Source organism: Actinomyces slackii, assembly GCF_900637295.1.
Lineage (GTDB): Bacteria > Actinomycetota > Actinomycetes > Actinomycetales > Actinomycetaceae > Actinomyces > Actinomyces slackii.
Genome location: NZ_LR134363.1, coordinates 921,917 through 939,295 on the forward strand (window position 1 = coordinate 921,917; position 17,379 = coordinate 939,295).

General features: G+C 65.5%; 19 protein-coding genes and 1 tRNA gene. 16 read left to right on the plus strand and 4 right to left on the minus strand.

Annotation, left to right across the window (positions count from 1 at the left end; genetic code table 11):
- The first annotated feature begins 122 nt into the window (after positions 1-122).
- The 5 genes from EL266_RS03760 to EL266_RS03780 all read left to right on the plus strand — a co-directional run bounded on the left by EL266_RS03760 (position 123) and on the right by EL266_RS03780 (position 3,963).
- Positions 123-515 (plus strand): GntR family transcriptional regulator, encoded by a 393-nt coding sequence (locus EL266_RS03760; RefSeq protein WP_034514632.1) that lies wholly within the window; start codon positions 123-125, stop codon positions 513-515.
- Entirely contained in the window at positions 512-1,342 is an 831-nt protein-coding gene (locus tag EL266_RS03765; protein ID WP_026426421.1) for an ABC transporter ATP-binding protein, read from the plus strand. The genes EL266_RS03760 and EL266_RS03765 overlap by 4 nt, the downstream gene beginning before the upstream one ends.
- The gene (locus tag EL266_RS03770) at positions 1,335-2,222 is read left to right on the plus strand and encodes an ABC-2 transporter permease (RefSeq protein WP_126412136.1); all 888 of its coding nucleotides are present in this window, start codon (positions 1,335-1,337) and stop codon (positions 2,220-2,222) included. The genes EL266_RS03765 and EL266_RS03770 overlap by 8 nt, the downstream gene beginning before the upstream one ends.
- Positions 2,223-2,286: 64 nt before the next feature.
- Positions 2,287-3,009, plus strand: a complete 723-nt coding sequence (locus tag EL266_RS03775; protein ID WP_026426423.1) for an ABC-2 transporter permease — start codon at positions 2,287-2,289, stop codon at positions 3,007-3,009.
- 408 nt (positions 3,010-3,417) lie between these two features.
- Positions 3,418-3,963, plus strand: coding sequence for a hypothetical protein (locus EL266_RS03780; RefSeq protein WP_126412138.1), 546 nt, complete (start codon positions 3,418-3,420; stop codon positions 3,961-3,963).
- Positions 3,964-4,052: 89 nt separating this feature from the next.
- On the opposite strand, the gene EL266_RS03785 is transcribed toward EL266_RS03780, so the two are convergent.
- Positions 4,053-4,301: a hypothetical protein gene (locus EL266_RS03785; RefSeq protein WP_126412140.1), complete on the minus strand. Its 249-nt coding sequence runs from the start codon at positions 4,299-4,301 to the stop codon at positions 4,053-4,055.
- 350 nt (positions 4,302-4,651) lie between these two features.
- On the opposite strand from EL266_RS03785, the gene EL266_RS03790 reads away from it, so the two are divergent.
- The 5 genes from EL266_RS03790 to EL266_RS14035 all read left to right on the plus strand — a co-directional run bounded on the left by EL266_RS03790 (position 4,652) and on the right by EL266_RS14035 (position 7,561).
- Complete coding sequence (locus tag EL266_RS03790; RefSeq protein ID WP_126412142.1) at positions 4,652-5,254, plus strand: hypothetical protein; 603 nt, start codon at positions 4,652-4,654, stop codon at positions 5,252-5,254.
- 162 nt (positions 5,255-5,416) lie between these two features.
- The gene (locus EL266_RS14025) at positions 5,417-5,854 is read left to right on the plus strand and encodes an SdpA family antimicrobial peptide system protein (protein ID WP_084500932.1); all 438 of its coding nucleotides are present in this window, start codon (positions 5,417-5,419) and stop codon (positions 5,852-5,854) included.
- A 312-nt stretch (positions 5,855-6,166) separates the two neighbouring features.
- Positions 6,167-6,913 carry a hypothetical protein gene (locus tag EL266_RS13380; protein ID WP_169719967.1) on the plus strand — a complete coding sequence of 249 codons (747 nt, stop codon included), beginning with the start codon at positions 6,167-6,169 and terminating at the stop codon, positions 6,911-6,913.
- Positions 6,882-7,193: an SdpI family protein gene (locus EL266_RS14030; protein ID WP_408608486.1), complete on the plus strand. Its 312-nt coding sequence runs from the start codon at positions 6,882-6,884 to the stop codon at positions 7,191-7,193. Before EL266_RS13380 ends, EL266_RS14030 begins: the two co-directional genes overlap by 32 nt.
- On the plus strand, positions 7,193-7,561 hold the full coding sequence (locus tag EL266_RS14035; protein WP_084500936.1) for a DCC1-like thiol-disulfide oxidoreductase family protein: 369 nt from the start codon (positions 7,193-7,195) through the stop codon (positions 7,559-7,561). The genes EL266_RS14030 and EL266_RS14035 overlap by 1 nt, the downstream gene beginning before the upstream one ends.
- A 332-nt stretch (positions 7,562-7,893) precedes the next feature.
- Here EL266_RS14035 and EL266_RS03810 read toward each other — a convergent pair whose 3' ends face one another.
- On the minus strand, positions 7,894-8,391 hold the full coding sequence (locus tag EL266_RS03810; protein WP_026426425.1) for a DUF3806 domain-containing protein: 498 nt from the start codon (positions 8,389-8,391) through the stop codon (positions 7,894-7,896).
- A 151-nt stretch (positions 8,392-8,542) separates the two neighbouring features.
- Between EL266_RS03810 and tmk the strand changes: the two genes are divergently transcribed.
- The 5 genes from tmk to EL266_RS03835 all read left to right on the plus strand — a co-directional run bounded on the left by tmk (position 8,543) and on the right by EL266_RS03835 (position 14,226).
- Entirely contained in the window at positions 8,543-9,205 is a 663-nt protein-coding gene (gene tmk / locus EL266_RS03815; RefSeq protein WP_051280969.1) for a dTMP kinase, read from the plus strand.
- Positions 9,202-10,401, plus strand: coding sequence for a DNA polymerase III subunit delta' (locus EL266_RS03820; protein ID WP_026426426.1), 1,200 nt, complete (start codon positions 9,202-9,204; stop codon positions 10,399-10,401). The genes tmk and EL266_RS03820 overlap by 4 nt, the downstream gene beginning before the upstream one ends.
- Before the next feature lie 65 nt (positions 10,402-10,466).
- Complete coding sequence (locus EL266_RS03825) at positions 10,467-10,721, plus strand: hypothetical protein (protein WP_026426427.1); 255 nt, start codon at positions 10,467-10,469, stop codon at positions 10,719-10,721.
- Between the two features lie 128 nt (positions 10,722-10,849).
- A complete protein-coding gene (locus EL266_RS03830) occupies positions 10,850-12,532 on the plus strand; it encodes an alpha/beta hydrolase (protein WP_232012105.1) in 1,683 nt (560 codons plus the stop codon).
- Between the two features lie 122 nt (positions 12,533-12,654).
- On the plus strand, positions 12,655-14,226 hold the full coding sequence (locus tag EL266_RS03835; protein WP_026426429.1) for an alpha/beta hydrolase: 1,572 nt from the start codon (positions 12,655-12,657) through the stop codon (positions 14,224-14,226).
- A 121-nt stretch (positions 14,227-14,347) separates the two neighbouring features.
- Here the strand turns inward: EL266_RS03835 and EL266_RS03840 are convergent, their stop codons facing one another.
- Both EL266_RS03840 and EL266_RS03845 read right to left on the minus strand, forming a co-directional pair.
- Entirely contained in the window at positions 14,348-15,352 is a 1,005-nt protein-coding gene (locus EL266_RS03840) for an asparaginase (RefSeq protein ID WP_026426430.1), read from the minus strand.
- 2 nt (positions 15,353-15,354) lie between these two features.
- Positions 15,355-16,827: an amino acid permease gene (locus tag EL266_RS03845; RefSeq protein WP_026426431.1), complete on the minus strand. Its 1,473-nt coding sequence runs from the start codon at positions 16,825-16,827 to the stop codon at positions 15,355-15,357.
- Positions 16,828-17,046: 219 nt separating this feature from the next.
- Between EL266_RS03845 and EL266_RS03850 the strand changes: the two genes are divergently transcribed.
- Positions 17,047-17,119 (plus strand) — tRNA-Thr (locus EL266_RS03850).
- Positions 17,120-17,379: the final 260 nt, after the last annotated feature.

Sequence of the window (17,379 nt, forward strand, 5' to 3'; positions counted from 1 at the left end):
AGCGGGACCGGCCGTCTGCCATGTCAGACGGCCGGTCCCGTGTCATCTGCTCGCCGGCGCCGCCCGCCTTGACACAGCAGTGATCTTACTGTCTATAGTGTCTATGTACGGAAGGAGGAGTGATGCCGCTGACTGTGGTCCTGTCGAACACGGCGGGCGTCCCCATCTACGAGCAGATCGCTCAGCAGGTGAGGGATGCCATCCTCTCGGGCCAGGTGGAGGCCGACGAGATGATGCCCTCGATCCGCGCATTGGCCCGGGACCTGCGCGTCAGTGTCATCACCACGACGCGCGCCTACGCCGACCTGACATCCGAGGGCTTCCTCGCCAATGTCCCCGGGAAGGGCTACTTCGTCCTGCCCCGCGATTCGGAGCTCGTGCGCGAGCAGGTGCTGCGGGAGGTCGAGGAGCACCTCGACCGCGCCGTTGAGCGGGCCCATCTGGCCCAGCTCAGCAGCCAGGAGCTGCACGCCATGCTCGATACCGTCATTGACACCGCCAAGGAGAACCCGTGAACCCAGTGGAGATCAGCCACCTGACCAAGCGCTTCAAAGGCGGATTCGCCCTGGAGGACGTCACCTTCTCCGTGCCGGCCGGATACGTCACAGGCTTCGTGGGGGCCAACGGCGCGGGCAAGACGACGACGATCAAGGCCATCCTGGGCATGATCCACCTGGACCGGGGATCGGCCACCTGCCTGCCCCACGAGCGCATCGGCGTGGTCTTCGACTCCCCTCCCTACCACGGGCAGTGGCGGGTGCGCGACGTCGAGCGGGGCCTGGCCCCCTTCTACCCCACCTGGGACTCCGAGGTCTTCGCCCGGGAGATCGGGGCCGCCGGGCTCAGGCCCGCCCAGAAGGTCGAGGAGCTCAGCCGCGGCATGGGCATGCGCCTGCAGATGGCCGTGGCCCTGGCCCACAACCCGGAGCTGCTCATCCTCGATGAGCCGACCTCCGGGCTGGACCCCTTGGCGCGCACCGAGATGGTGGACTCCCTGGCCCAGTACATGACCCAGGAGAGCCACACGATCCTCTTCTCCACGCATATCACCGCTGACCTGGACCGCCTGGCCGACTATCTCGTCATCCTCTCCCAGGGCAGGGTGGTGGCCAATGGGACGGCGGCTGACATCGTGGACTCCTTCCGCGTGGTGCGGGGGACTCCGGACTGCCTGACCCCCGAGGTGCGCATGGCCAGCCTGGGCCTGCGCAGCACCCAGCTGGGCTGGGAGGCCATGCTGCCGGTGGCCGACGCCGAGGCGATCGCCGAGCGCGTGGTCGTCGAGCGGCCCACGATCGAGGACCTGGCCGTCTACATCGCCAAGGAGGCCCGTGGTGAGTGAGACGCTGGCGCCGCACGGCTGGGTGGAGCCCGGCGGCATGCTGAGAGTCGAGCGAGCGGGCGGGGCCGCCCGGGAGTGGGCCGCCCCGATGCTGGCCTCGCCGCGGGTGGCCGAGCCCGGGAGGGCGGCGGTGCGTGCGGGGAGCGCGAGCGGGCCGGCTGAGCCCTCGGCCGCAGCGGGGTCGGGGAGGGGTCATGGTGAGCGGCGTCCCGGTGCGTGGGTGGCGGTGCTGAGGCTCGAGCTCCTCATGATCCGGCCGTGGATGGTGATGTTGACGGTGCTGACCGCCCTGGCGGCAGGAGTGAGCGCGGGAGCCGTGATGGGGCACGGCGACAAGGCGATCGGCCTCGGGGTATGGGCGGGGATCACCGTCACCCTGACGCTGCTCCAGCGGACGATGTGGCTCGCGGACTCCATGTTCGGTCTCAGGTCTTTGCACGGGGCCCTGCCCATGTCGCGCAGGGATCTGATCAATGCTCGCTGCGTCATCATCATGGCGACGGGCGCGGTCGCCGCCCTGGGGCCCGTCATGATGACGCTGACGCCCGCGGTGATGGGCGATGAGGTGCTCCGAGGCGGTGATCTGCTGCGGGCGGCGGCCCTCACGATCGCCCAGGTGGCCTTCATCTCCCTCCACATGCCGGCACATATGCGATTCGGCGAGCGCGCGGTGGGGATGGCGGCATGGCTGGGCGCGGCTGTTGCGGTCTCAGGCGCGGTAGGAGCCGTGGGATGGGGCCTGTCCCAGATGATTGGCGACGCCGAGGCGGGGCCGATGACGGCGCTCGCGGCCCTGGGGTACGCGGCGGTGATGAGTGCTGTGGTGATCGAGGCCTGCCGGCGCCTGAGCGCGTATGTCTATCTCCGGCAGGATCACTGACCTGGGGTCACTGATATGAGGATCGCGGAAAGGACGTGTGGTGAGCGCGCGGGTAGGGAGAGCCATGATGGATGAGGCACAAGAGGGCAGTGTGATGGAGCCGGCGGAGCCCATGGATCGCCTCACGGGCCTCAGGGCTGTGTGGGAGGTGATTCGCCTGGACCTTCTGCTGGCGCAACGGCCTCCTCGTATTGCCGCCATGGCGGCCCTGTACGGGGTCACCATCTTCCATGCCGTCGGATATCCGCTGATGGAGATTGGTCGAGTGGCAGTTTTCGTCATTCCTGTTGCCATCCTGGTTGTCAACGAGCTGATGTGGGCGTCACCCTCGCGCGCCGGTGCCAGCTTCCTGTATGCCGCGCTTCCTATTGAGCGGGGCCATGTCGTGGGGGCGCGCTTGCTCATCACAGGGGCCCACGTGCTCATGATCAGCGCGATGGTGCTGGCGACGCTTGCTATCACCGAGCGTGACGCGGAGGCCTGGCGAAGCAACATCCTGTATTTCCTGGTCGCGCTGATGCTGGTGGCGATATCCCTGCCGATCGCGCTTATCCGCTCTCAGGCGGTGCGGCTATCGATGATCGCGCTCCTCTACTTCCTCGCCCCGGCCGTGGTGGGATTCGTTGAGGGCTTCACCCAGGGGATCAAGGGGGGCGAGTACGCGCCCGGGGCCTCGGCTCTCACGGTATCCGCTCCTGGGCTGTGGCTCTGCGCCGCGAGCTGCGCGGCGGTCGTGGTGGCCTCCGGCCTGTTGACCGCATGGATGTACAAGCGGCAGGATCTCTGATCTCCTCCCGAGATTGCGTCGCCATCCGCTCATGAGGGGCAGTCCGATGACTGTATACTCACCGGGATCGGCGGAGCCGGCGCGGCTGCGCCTGGGTTTTGGTTGCGGTGACGTGTGCCCGCAGTTTGTGGTCACGCTATTGGGAGCGTTAACGAGATGGCGGAGAGTACTCGCGATGGCTGTTATCCGTGGCATGGCATGACGGCTGGCCGGGCGGAGTCCGCGGTCCCGGAGGCGCGGGCTGCTGAGCGGGTTCGCCACCTTATCGACATCATCCGCATCGAATGCGGATTCGGTCTCATGAGAACCAGAGTGGCCCCATCGGTGCTCTGGGTGTCCTTCCTTCTCTCCGTGTGGGCGGTGGTCCCGGGGAGAAGCTCCCTTCATGGGGGCGTAGGAGCGCTTGTCATGGTGCTCGGTCTGGCGATGATGATGCGATGGATGCGGATATCGCCGGTGACGATCTCGCGGCGCCTGTCCCTGTACTCCATGCTGCCGGTGAGGACTCCGAGCATTATCGATGCCTACTTCCTCATCCTCGTCGCCGAGATCGTGATCGCGCAGGCAGTGGTGCTCACCGGCACCGCCATATGGGCGGCGAATACCGATGAGTTGTTCGCCGCCGTGCTGCGCCTGCGGATCATCGTCATCATCCTTGTGCTGCTTGTGCCGATGAGCGAGATGATGACGGTGGACGTTATCCGTCTGAGGGAGAGAACCCCTCGGCATGCGGCGAGACTCACGGCGCTGGCTCGATTCTCCCTGATCGCCGTCGTCAGTTGCGGGGCGGCGTGGGCAGATGATTCAGGCGCTCGTGACGCGCTGGTCCACGCCGCCCTGGAGGGCGGCAGGCTGCCGTACGCGCTGGGAATGACTGTCCCGCTCATGTGGCTCAGCGTCTACGCCTCCTGGCGGGTCTGCCACCGCCTCTACCTGGGGCGCTCACGTGGGTGAGACGCCCTCAGCGCCTCACTGCCGAGTCACTGCCGGGCGGCTCGTTGGCCTGCGCGGTGAGCGGCCGGTGCGCCGCGGGGCGTCTGGCGTCATCGGCGGGACCGGTGCCGTCGGCCCCTGGTGCGCTGCCCCCGGTCTGCGGGCTCGTCGGGGCTGGTGAGATCGCGCGCGGCCGCCCGGCGGAGCCGCTCGACCTCGGCGGAGGCGAGCTCCAGGTACTCCGGCAGGGATGTCATCGTCTCTCCCGTCCAGCGCTTGGCCACCGAGCTCATGGGCAGCAGCGCGACCCAGGCCAGGTCGGCCTCATTGAGTGGAAGTATCGCGGCAGGCGCTGGCATGGGGTTCCTTGACATCGTGGCAGAGTCGCTCCTCCTGACTCCTGACACTAAGTCCCGACCTTAGTGCCAGGAGCCAGACTTGACACCAAGCTCTAAGACAGCAGAGGCGCGAGACATCTCGCAAGAGCCCACTTGTGGAAACCTCCAAACACCTAGACTTCGGCGCTAGCATATCAGACATCACACAGCCGGATCGCTGCCCAAAGAATCAGCGAGGAAGCTCATATCAGTCCACGGTCTTCCCGAAGCGCGCAGTTGTAGGCATCATAGAACTTCATTGTGAGGGATTGACAATCGAAACGATAGTTTGACAGCCTGGAATCCCATCGAACATATTAGGAGAGTCGAAAATGAGACTGACCGCCGCTACTCGACCCATCGTTGTCTCAACGATTATCGCATTCTTTCTGTGGATGATCAGTTACGGTCTGCCTGCGCAGGCCCGGGAAGAAGGTTACTCAGACCAACAAGTGGTAAAGGGACTAATGTACGGTGTGGGCCCCGTGGCTGAGGAGATCGGGTTTGAGATTCAGTTGCCCGAAAGTATTTCTGAACAAGAGTATGTCAACGCGGTAGACCACACAGTGAATGACTTGATCGCAACTAGATCAAATGAGATTCATTCTGCAGTAACCCTTATCAAAAGTGACGATCCCCTAGAGGTTGAGAAGGGACTGGACGCTTTGGCTCAAGTCGGAATTTCATATGCCGAAGAGAAAATGCCTGAGGTAGTGGATCAGGAACCGCAACCTGCAGCGTGCGGCGCAGCAGTTGTTTGCGTTGCATACCTAGCGGCTGCAGTACACAATACAGTCGCAATCACAGCCTTTGGGGCGGTGGTTATCGGTGCCGCGGTTTATGCCGGAGCTTGGCTTTGGGGGCCCGCGTCGGCAAAAGTTTCGGCGGCGACTCGCGAGTCTTTTGTAGTAGATGTCATCGAGGGAGTGAACTGATAGTTGGAGACAGGGCAATTTGACGAGCAGGCAGATAACAACTCCAGTCTTTCGCGCAGAGCTCCCGCACTATTGTCTATCACTTTGGTCGTTTCGATTATTTTCCTCCAGGCGGTGGCTTGGCTCCCAATTGGAGACACAGGAGGAAAACATATTCGATCCATGGCCTCTAACGTACGTTCGGTAACGATGCAAGGTTGGGCATTTTTCACTAAATCGCCGAGGGACTTGCGCCATGTCCCTTACGTACTGGACAAGGAAAATCAGTCGTGGCGACCTGCGACAAGAGGACCCAACATGCAAGCCCGTTATGCATTCGGTCTAAATCGAGAATCAAGATTGACTGAGTTTGACATTCAGGCGCTAATCGCAGAGACAGGAGAACAAGATTGGATCGACTGTCGAAATGTTTCCAAATTTCGATCCTGCATCGAAGGCGAAATTCCTACCAGTATTACTGTGACCCAGTACGATCCTAGATTGTGTGGCTTGATCGCTATTACCGAATCTCAGCCAATCCCGTGGGCCTATCGAAACTCAACTATAGGAATGCCGGGAAAGGTCCTATATTTAAACGTAGAATGCAATACATCATCATAGGTAGTGCATTGGAGGTGGTCAGAGATGATGCCAGAACGGACAGACATCGCTGGTAGCGAGAGTTCCATTCAGTCTACGCACGGTACGCCATTGCTGGACAGGTTTAGTAATGCCATAATCTCGCGTGACCCTCATCTATTTACTGCAGGTATGGCTCGAACAGTTCTTGGGTCGGGAACTCTTCTTACGCTTCTATTCACTCCCAAGGACCAATTGTTTTTTAGATCCGCAAACTATCCAGGAGGAGTAGCTTGCTTCGGAATGAATAGAACAGTAGGCATCTACTGCTTCCAGAATCCTCACGAGGGAGGGATGGCCTACGCAATTTCTCTGATCATCTTGCTTTCAGTGATAGTCGGAGTTTTACCGTGGCTCACTAGTATTCTGCACTTCTGGCTAATGTGGAGTTTTGTCCACTCGGTTCCGATTATTGACGGAGGCGATCAGGTCGCATTGGCGATGACGGCGATATTTGTCATGTACCATTTTGGCGATTTGAGATTGCATCACTGGAGTGGGAGAAGAAAGTACTTTGGACAACCGATTGTTTTGCGGGCAATATGGTGGTCTGCTCTGATACTATTCTCAATTCAAGGATCCGTTATTTATGCGCACGCAGTGTTGGGGAAGTTAAATGTGCCGGAGTGGGCGAATGGGACGAGCGTGTGGTATTGGATCACCGATCCGACATTTAGTCCTCCCGAGCCATTCTTGTCTATATTGAAGTTTGTCTCGGGCAGTTGGTTAGGCACCGTTTTGCTGAACTACGGCGTGCTTGGGATAGAGGCGATGCTCGCATTGGCGCTTTTAGCACGTCCTCGAACTAAGATTCGTATTGCTATGATAGGAGTGATGCTACATACGGCATTTGCCCTTGCTTTCGGATTATGGAGTTTCTTGTGCTCAATGATTTGCGTTATAATAATGTATCTTGTCACTCCTGTGCTTGCATTTTATCCTGAGATGGAAGGAGTTTATCGAAATGTTTTGGATCGTCTCTTTTTCTTTGGTCGTCAGTGGTTTCGTAATGGTAGCTCTGAGCATCAAAGCGAAGCGTAGTAACCTGCAGAGAAACTATTTTGTTGGCGTGAGAACCAAAGAAACAATGCGAAGTGATCGCGCATTCTCATACGCTAACCGATCTGTATGGTGGGTCTATCTGATCCAAGGTGCATTTTTATTCTGCTCCGGAGTGTCCACTGCGGCGCTCATTTTTCTAGACAGTAGCGAGATTTTGATCGTCATCAATATCGTGTTGAGTGCGGTGCTTGTACTAGTTTTGGCGGCGATTCAAGTTGTTGTCGCGAACAGAAAGGCGAGGGAGGTTGAGTCGCTCTAATGACAAAGTCGAGCACTAGTTTTTCGAGCGCGGTATTTGTGTATGATCAGGATTGTAGTTTTTGTAAGAACTTTGTTCGATTTGTTCAAAGTCGCATTTACGATGAGACGGTGAACTTTGTTCCCAATTATTCATACTCTGGCCCGGGTGCGTCACTCACCAAGAAGACGGCTATTTTTTGGGATGGATCCAGATTTTATCTGGAGGAAAGTGCTATCGGGAGAGTCCTATTGCATTCTTCCATGCCTCTGAGGTTGTTGGGTGATGTGATTCTATTTCCGCCAGTTAGACCTTTTTGTAGAACGTTGTATCATCTTGTCTCGTTTCTGAGGAATAAGATTCCACTTAGGGGAGGCTGTCGTCTATGAATCGCCTATTCGCGGCGATTTTTGATCATGGAGTTTCGTTGAGAGACTCATGATCAAAACTGCGGAGTGTCGGGGGTGGTGAAGGTCGTATTCCGGGAGTTCGTATCCCGCCTCGTTAGGGGTGCGAAATCCTAGTGATATGCGCAATCGAGTGTGATTGTGGGCCAGTTCGATCCATGAGCTCATGGTCTTGCCTCCTGGCGGGTCTGCCACCGCCTCTACCTGGGGCGCTCACGTGGGTGAGACGCCCTCAGCGCCTCACTGCCGAGTCACTGCCGAGCGGCTCGTTGGCCTGCGCGGTGAGCGGCCGGTGCGCCGCGGGGCGTCTGGCGTCATCGGCGGGACCGGTGCCGTCGGCCCCTGGTGCGCTGCCCCCGGTCTGCGGGCTCGTCGGGGCTGGTGAGATCGCGCGCGGCCGCCCGGCGGAGCCGCTCGACCTCGGCGGAGGCGAGCTCCAGGTACTCCGGCAGGGATGTCATCGTCTCTCCCGTCCAGCGCTTGGCCACCGAGCTCATGGGCAGCAGCGCGATGGAGGTGGTCTCGCCGGTGACCGCCAGGGCGGTGCCCTGCTCGTCGGTCAGCACGCTCCACTCCAGGTCGCAGGCCTCGATGAGCATCTGCCCCAGAGCAGCGCCGATGAGGGTGACCTGGGGGCTCGGGTCGGGGCGGCGGTCCTCGCGCTGCTCGTACCAGGCGCTGCGCTGGGCCTCGAAGAACTCCTCCAGGGCGTCGATGGAGGTCAGCCCCAGCTCGCGGGCCCGGGTCAACTGCTCGGCCAGCCAGGCCTGCTCGGCCTCATTGAGGGGAAGTATCTCGGCGGGCTCTGGCATGGGGCTCCTTGACGTCGTGGCGGAGTCGCTCCCCCAATCCTGGCACGCGACCTCTCCCCGGGGCCACAATTCTTCAGCCTTCTGGCAGCCTTCGGCCGCCGCAGGAATCAGCTCGTGACTCAGGCCCGCCCGCTCCCGATATCCTGGGCGCGTGACCGCACCCGAGACCGCGCCTGCCTCCCGCGCCGGACTGTTCATCTCCTTCGAGGGCGGCGACGGCGTCGGCAAGACCACGCAGATCGCCCGCCTCGCCTCCAGTCTGAGCGGGGAGGTCGTGGTCACTCGGGAGCCCGGCGGCACCGAGCTGGGGGCTGAGATCCGCCGGCTCCTGCTGCACGGCGGCCATGTCTCGCCCCGAGCTGAGGCCCTTCTCTACGCCGCTGACCGCGCACACCACATCGACACCACGGTCCGCCCGGCCCTGGAGCGCGGCGCCGTCGTCCTGACCGACCGCTACCTCGACTCCTCGGTCGCCTACCAGGGCGCAGCCAGGAGCCTGGGGGCCGCGGAGGTGCGGGAGCTGTCCCTGTGGGCCACCCAGGGCCTGGTGCCGGATCTGACCATCCTGCTCGACGCCGACCCCGCCCTGGCCCGGCTGCGCACCGCCGATCGCGGTCGGGCCGACCGCCTGGAGCGCGAGCCCGACGCCTTCCACACGGCTCTGCGCGAGCAGTTCCTCGCCCTGGCCGCCGCCGAGCCCCAGCGCTTCATCGTCGTCGACGCCGAGCGCGGCATTGACGAGGTCGCCCAGGAGATCGCCCAGCGCACGGCGCCCGCCCTGGAGCGGGTCGGGCGTGCAGGCGGTGGCGCATGAGCGTATGGGATGACGTGGTCGGCCAGGAGGCCGCCGTCGCCTCCTTCACGGCGGCCGCGCAGGCGGCCCGGGCGGTGGCCGAGCAGCGGGAGACGAGCGGGCAGGCCGCCCCGGCCGCTGAGCACTCGGCCATGACGCATGCCTGGCTGGTCACCGGCCCGCCCGGCTCAGGCAGATCCACCGCCGCCCGCGCCTTCGCCGCGGCCCTGCAGTGCACCGGCCCCACCCCGGGCTGCGGGCAGTGCAAGCCCTGCCGCGACGCCGTCTCCGGCGCCCATCCTGACGTGGTGCGCCTGGCCACGGAGAAGCTGCTCATCACCATGGATGAGGTCAAGGAGCTCATCGGCGAGGCCCAGCGCCGCCCCTGGACCGGGCGCTGGCGCGTCATCCTTGTCGAGGACGCCGACCGCATGGCCGAGCGCACGACGAATGTGCTCCTGAAGTCCATCGAGGAGCCGCCCCCGCAGACCGTCTGGCTCCTGTGCACCCCCAGTGCCGACGATGTCCTGCCCACCATCCGCTCGCGCTGCCGCCTGGTGACCCTGCGCATCCCGCCCGCCCGGGCCGTCGCCGAGCTGCTGGTGCGGCGCGACGGCGCCGACCCCGAGCTGGCCGCCCGCGCCGCCCGCGCCAGCCAGTCCCATATCGGCCTGGCCCGCCATCTGGCCACCGACCCCGATGCCTGGGATCGGCGTCGTCGCCTGCTCATGGCCCCCGTCTCCCTGCGCTCGGTGGGTGATGCCGTTCTGGCGGCCGCCTCCCTGGTGGAGGCGGCCGAATCGGAGGCCAAGGAGGCCACGGTGGAGCGCGACGCCAAGGAGAGGGCCGAGCTCACCCGCGCCCTGGGCCTGGAGTCCGATGGCAAGATCCCGCCCTCTCTGAGGGCCCAGATCCGCCAGCTGGAGGAGGACCAGAAGCGCCGCGCCAAGCGCGCCCGCACCGATGTGCTCGACCGCGCCATGATCGACCTGCTCTCCTTCTACCGCGATGTCCTGGCCGCGCAGATGGGCAGCGATGTCGAGAGGGTCAATATCGACCTGAGCGAGGCCGTGGATCAGGCGGCGGCCTCCACCGGGCCCGAGCAGTCCCTGGCGCGCATCGCCGCCATCGAGGAGTGCCGCACCCGCCTGCGCTCCAATGCCGCGCCCCTGCTGGCGGTGGAGGCCCTCATGATCCAGTTGCGCCCACAGGCCTGAGGTCAGGGCAGCGGTCCCCGCCCCTGCCCCTGGAGGCAGGGGCGGGGGAGTGCTCATATTGCCCCATGGAGCGGGTAGCCGGCGGGCGCAGCAGGCCGCGCGACCGGAGCCGCCAGGCCGTGGGCCGGGACTGCGGCGGCCGGCGCGCGGCCCAGCGCGGGGTCTTCCCCACCGGTGCTGCGCTGCGGGCCATCCTGGCCGAGTGCGAGGCTGATAACCCCCTTCTGCCCGACGACACTCCCACCGAGCCGGTTGGACTGGTGGGCGCAGGCATGACTCTCTCCGCGGTCGAGGCGCCCCGCCGTGAGAATGTGCTGTGATTATCATGTGCGGGGATTGGCGTTACGCTGTCGTTACTGTCTATAGTGTCTATGTACGGGCGATGATGGTGCGATCCCACCGATGGGACGCGGCCATCCCCGCCGCCATCCCGATCAAGGAGATCAACGTGAGACCGCCGAGAATGAGCTGGTCGCGGCGCCGCAGGACGGCCGCCAATCCCTCGATGAGCGCCTCTCGTGGCCGCCGGATCGCGGCCACGGCCCTGCTCGCCTGCGCCGCCCTGGCCCTGGGGCCGACCACGGCCCTGGCCGCCGAGGGCAAGGAGCGCCACCCCCATGATGAGGCCACCGTTCCGGCGGGGCTGGAGAGCTACTACGGGCAGGCGCTGGAGTGGTACCCCTGCACTGCCGGCGATGGCATCGCGGCCGAGAAGGGCACGGGCCTGCTGTGCGCCACGGCGCTGGTCCCCCTGGATTACGACGATCCGGAGGGCGAGAGCATTGAGATCGCCATGAAGAAGCATCCGGCCACCGATAAGGACAAGCGCCAGGGCGCGCTGTTCTTCAACCCGGGCGGACCCGGCTTCTCGGGGATCGACGGGTTCATCCCGGCGGTGGCGCAGGGCGCCGTGGTCTCCACTGAAGTGGCCCAGGCCTATGACATCATCGGCTTCGACCCGCGCGGGGTGGGATCCTCCACCCCCATCCAGTGCGGCCCCAAGGGTCAGGACGACCCGTCGGGGAGCACCGGGAGCACCGATGGCACCGGGAGTGCCCAGGGCTCCGACTCCGTCAACCCCTCGCTGGATCCGGGAGCCGCCAAGGACCAGGCCGCGCAGCCCCAGTCCCCCGAGGAGTACCTCAAGGCGGTTGTGGGGCAGGGGGCTCAGCTCAGGGAGCAGTGCGAGAAGCACACCCGGCCCGTGGGACTGCTCGACAATGTCGATGCCGAGTCGGTGGCCCGCGATATGGACATCATGCGCGCCCTGGTGGGCGAGCACGATCTGGACTTCCTGGGCATCTCCTACGGCACCTATCTGGGGGCCGCCTACGCCGAGCTCTTCCCGGAGAACACCGGCCGCCTGGTCCTGGACTCCGCCATGGATCCCACGGTGACCCACGCTCGCTTCCGCAAGGAGCAGAGCGAGGCGATGAACGCGGCCCTCGCCGCCTACCTGGAGTCCTGCGTGGCCACGGAGGGCTGCCCCTTCACGGGCACCGGCGAGGAGGCCGGCCAGCAGTTCGCCGACTTCATCAAGCAGGCCAATGAGACTCCCATCCCCACCGATGACCCCAACCGCGCGGTGACCGGGGATGAGATTCAGAGCTTCGTCGTCCGCTCCCTCTACTACCCCTCGGTCGTCTGGCCGCAGGTGACCGAGGTCCTGGCCCAGGCGAAGAACGCCAACAACGCCACGGCAGTGGCCAAGGCCCTGGAGGCCGCGGGGCCGGCGACGGTCAGTGAGGCGGGCATCGCGATCCACTGCATGGATCGTCCGGTCGAGGGGAATATGACCTCCTGGGTGGCCGATCCGCAGGCCAATGAGATGGACGCGCTCTGCCAGGGCTGGGGCCACACCCGTCAGGAGCCCGCCCTGGAGATCGACGGGAAGTCAGCCGCGCCGATCGTCGTCGTCGGCATCACCGGGGACCCGGCCACGCCCTACCACTGGTCCGAGGCCATGGCCAATGAGCTGGACTCCGCCGAGCTCGTCACCGTGGAGAGCAGCGGCCACGGCGCCTACGCCAATCTCCTGCACGGCAACGCCGGCATCTGCGTGGACAAGGCCGTGGACACCTACCTGCTGACCGGTGAGATGCCCTCGGACGATCTGGTCTGCACGCTCTAGGCGATTGTCTCGCGGATGCCGTCAGCGTCATTCGGGCCCCGACTGCCGGCCGCGTCGTCCTCCCTCCTGAGGAGGAGGGAGGACGACGCGGCCGGTCGTAGGCTTTCGGGGTGAGCACCTTGATGACCTCGAGCCCCCGGCGAGCCGCCGCCGCACTCCTCGTCGCAGTCGCTGCCCTGGCGGGATGCCAGGGCAGCGGGTCGGTGACCCCCACGCCGGCGCAGGCCCAGAGCCCCGCCGCGGTGCCCGCGGGCCTGGAGTCCTTCTACGGCCAGGAGGTCGAGTGGTTCCCCTGCGAGGCCGAGGGCGCGATGAACGAGGCCGCATCGGATACGGGATTCACCTGCGCCCGCGTCAAGGTCCCCCTGGACTATGAGGCGCCCGACGGCGAGACCATCGAGATCGCGATGAAGAAGCGCGCCGCTGACGGTCAGTCCATCGGCACGCTCTTCATCAATCCCGGTGGTCCTGGCGGATCGGGCGTCGGCATGGTGGGGGAGATCGACAACCTGCTCAGCGAGGACCTCCTGGGCAGTTACGACGTGGTCGGATTCGACCCGCGCGGCGTGGGCTCCTCCACCGCCGTGGACTGCCTGAGCGACGCCGAGCTCGATGCCGAGCGCGCCGGAGAGGTCGGCGACGACGGCGTCACCTCCGCAGCGGAGGCGGAGGCCGAGGGCAAGGAGAGCGCCGCGCAGTGCGGGGCCAAGACCACCACCCCGGGGCTGCTGGACCATATCGACACCGTCAGCGCCGCCCGGGACCTGGACGTGCTGCGAGCAGTCGATGACCAGGACTCCTTGACCTACCTGGGCTACTCCTACGGGACCTACCTGGGGGCCACCTATGCCGAGCTCTTCCCCGGCAATGTTGGGCGGATGGTGCTCGACGCCGCCCTGGATCCGTCCCTGAGCGCCTCCGAGGTGACGCTGGGCCAGGCCAAGGGCTTCGAAAGGGCGCTGCGCACCTACGTGGAGGACTGCCAGGCGGGCTCGGCATGCCCGCTCAGCGGCGACGTCGACTCCGGGGTCCAGCAGATCCGGTCCCTGCTGGAGATGACGCGCAACGCGCCTCTGACCACGAGCGACTCCTCCCGCCCCCTCACCCACGACCTGGCCTCCGACGCCGTACTCGGCGCCCTGTACAACAGCGCGAACTGGGGCACGCTGACCGCAGCACTGGATCAGGCCATGACGCAGAACGATGGATCGCTTCTGCTGCGCATCGCCGATCACTTCGCCGAGCGCGACTCCGATGGCAGCTACGCCTCCAACGGCGATGAGGCGATCGGGGCGATCAACTGCCTGGACTACCCGGTCCAGGGAGATGAGGCCCAATGGGATGCCCAGGCCGCCGAGTTGACGAAGGTCGGCCCGACCTTCGGCGCTCAGCTCGCTTATGCCGACGCGCACTGCAAGGGCTGGGGACATGAGTCCACCAGGGAGCGCAAGCCGATCACGGCCTCCGGGGCCGCCCCGATCCTCGTGGTGGGCACCACCGGGGATCCGGCCACCCCCTACGAGTGGTCCCAGTCGCTGGCTGAGCAGCTCGAGTCGGGCCAGCTGGTCACCTGGAAGGGTGAGGGGCATGCCGCCTACGGTCGCGCCGGGGACTGCCTGACGGCGGCCGTGGACGGCTACCTGCTCGCGGGCACCATGCCCGAGGAGGGCCTGACCTGCGAGGGCAAGAAGTAGGGCCAGCCGGAGGGGGCCGGGCGGCTGCGCCGGCCGGCACGGCTCGCAGGCCCCGCCACCCCCGCCACCGACTCCTGAAGGACCGGTCGCCGGGCGGCCGGCCGCCAGGGGCCTACTGGGCTCAGCTCGGCTCGGTGAGCTCCCCGGCGATGGAACGGCCCATCTGAGCGGCCAGCTCGCCACCGGTCAGGCCCTGGCTGGCCAGGAACTGGACCTTGGCGTAGACGGCCTCCAGGGTCATGTCCCGCGAGCCGACGGCGCCCATCCGGGCCACCGCGTCGCCCGACTCGTAGTGGCCCAGCAGCACCTCGGCCTGATGGCACTGGGAGGCCACCACCACCGCGGTCCCCGCGGATATGGCCCGTTCGAGCACCGCGGCCAGCCCCGGCTCCTGACTGGGCACGTTCCCCACGCCGAAGGCCCGCAGCACCACGGCCTCGGGCCTCGGGGTGAGCAGGGCCTCCAGGCGGGCCGCCGTGATCCCCGGGGCCAGGTCCACCACGACCACGTCGTGACGGGCGTAGGGCTGCGGCGTCGGCCATCCGGCTCCCCGGGGCGGGGCGGGGGCCCACTGCCAGGGTCCGCCGGTGACCGCCAGTGGCGCGGCATTGGGGGAGTCGAAGCCCTGGAAGGCCCAGGACGAGGTCTTCGTGGCCCGATTGCCGGCCAGCAGCCGGTGCCCGAAGAACAGGCCCACTCCGTTCAGGCGCCCGCTGGTGGCGGCCCGCAGGGCCCCGGTGACATTCGGGGCGGCGTCGGAGCCCACCACGCCCAGGGGCAGCTGGGAGCCGGTGATCACCACGGGGCAGGGGAAGTCGGTCAGCGCGTAGGACAGCGCTGCCGAGGTGTAGGCCATGGTGTCCGTGCCGTGGAGCACCACGAAGGCGCGATCGGGATCCTCAGCGGCGTGGGCGCGCAGATCCTCGGCAATGGCCTGCCAGGACAGGGGGGTGGCATTGGAGGAGTCGATGAGCGGGTCCAGGCTGGTCATGGTCACGGCCTCGGCCAGGTCGGTGCCGTCCAGGAGGTGGGCCAGCCAGCCCTCCAGATCGGCCCCCGGCACCAGGCCCCGCGGAGAGTCCACCATGCCGATGGTCCCCCCGGCGTAGGTGAGATGCACGCGCATGATCAGCCCTCCTCGGCCAGGACCTCGTCGAGGAGGTCGCTGCGGATCTGGTTGCGCACCGCGTACCAGCCGGCCACCATCATGGCGACGACGATGGCGAACAGCGCCAGCGTCCAGCGGCCGGCCGGGCTGAACAGATTGGAGGCCACCACCACGGTGAAGAAGGTCAGTGCCGCGTAGTTGGAGAAGGGCGCCAGCGGCATGCGGTAGGCCGGGCGGGTATCCGCGCCGGCGCGGACCCGGTTGAGGAAGGCCAGGTGGGTGACCAGGATCGCCGCCCAGGTTCCTGCGATCCCGATGCCCGCCAGGTTCATGACGATCTCGAAGGCCTCGCCGGGAAGGAATGCGTTGAGCAGGACGCCCAGCAGTCCCAGGGCGGAGGTCAGGGCGATGCCACCGGCGGGGACCTGGTACTTGTTCAGGCCGGCGGCCATCCGCGGCGCCTCTCCGGCCACGGCCATGGAGCGCAGTGTCCGCCCGGTGGCGTAGAGGCCGGCGTTGAGGGAGGACATCGCGGCGGTCAGGACGACCACCTGGATGATATCGCCGGCATAGGGCACGCCAATGCCCGAGAAGAAGGTGACGAAGGGGGACTCGCTCCCGGAGTAGGCGTGATAGGGCAGCACCAGGGCCATGAGCATGACGGAGCCCACGTAGAAGATGAAGATGCGCAGGATCATCGAATTGATCGCCTTGGGCAGGACCTTCGCGGCGTTCTCGGCCTCACCGGCGGCGACCCCGACCATCTCGGTGCCGCCGAAGGCGAAGACCACCCCGAGGGTCAGGGCGAAGACAATGGGCAGGCCCTGGGGGAAGAACCACCCATTGTCCGAGATGTTGTGCAGGCCGGCGGTCAGCGTGTGGCCGGTGGCGTCCGTGCCGGTGCGGGAGCCGGTGAGGATCGCCCAGATGGCCACGAGCATGAATGACACGATGGCGCCGACCTTGATGAGGGCGAACCAGAACTCCGCCTCGCCGAACATCTTGACATTGAGCATGTTGAGAATGAAGACCAGGATCAGCGCCAGGAGCGCGAGCACCCACTGGGGGATAACGTGGAAGGCGCTCCAGTAGTGCAGGTAGAGGGCGACCACTGTGATGTCGGCCATGACGGTGACGGACCAGTCCAGGAAGAAGAACCAGCCGGTGATGTAGGCGCCCTTCTCCCCGAGGAACTCCCGCGCATAGGAGACGAAGGCCCCGGAGGAGGGGCGGCGGATCGCGAGCTCGCCCAGGGCACGCACCATGAGGAAGGCGAAGAGCCCGCAGATCGCGTAGGCGAACATGAGGCCCGCCCCGCCCTGGGCCAGGCGGCCTCCCGCCCCCATGAATAGGCCGGTGCCGATGGAGCCGCCGATGGCGATCATCTGCAGGTGGCGGTTCTTGAGTGACTTGGAGTAGCCGGCATCGCCTCGATCCTGGACGGGGCCGGGACTCTGCGGGCGTGAGGAGTCTGGGTCTGAGGAGTGTGACATGACTGCCTTCCCTGAGGTGAGGATGAGGGTGGTGGTGACGTGGTGACGTGGTGACGACGGCTGCGGCGCTGCGACGGTGGTGCCTCCATTGATGGTCCCATGGAACCCGCGGCGGCGCTTGCGGATGCTGTGTCCAGAACCACCGAGGCGTCCTGTGCCGCCAGATTGCGTCCGACGCCGCGCGCGGGGTAGGTTCAGTGCCGCTGCGCCACGCGCCGCGCCGCCTTAGCTCAGTCGGCAGAGCGATTCACTCGTAATGAATAGGTCGTGGGTTCGATTCCCACAGGCGGCTCGATCAGCCCCGGGACCCTGTCCCGGGGCTTCGCTGTCTCTCGTCTGAGCGAGGGCTGTGCATGCGCCCCATGGGCGACGATGCCTGCGGCGGATCTGCCGTGGATCGTTGTCGGGCGGTACCGGAGGGATTGCCCGTGCCCGTGTCGGGATATCGTCGCCGCGATGCTGGAGCCGGCGCAGGTGCTGCGCCATGATCCGCCGTGATCCAATCGATGCGGGCAGTGGCGCAGTGGCCCTGGCCAATCCTGGCCAATCCTG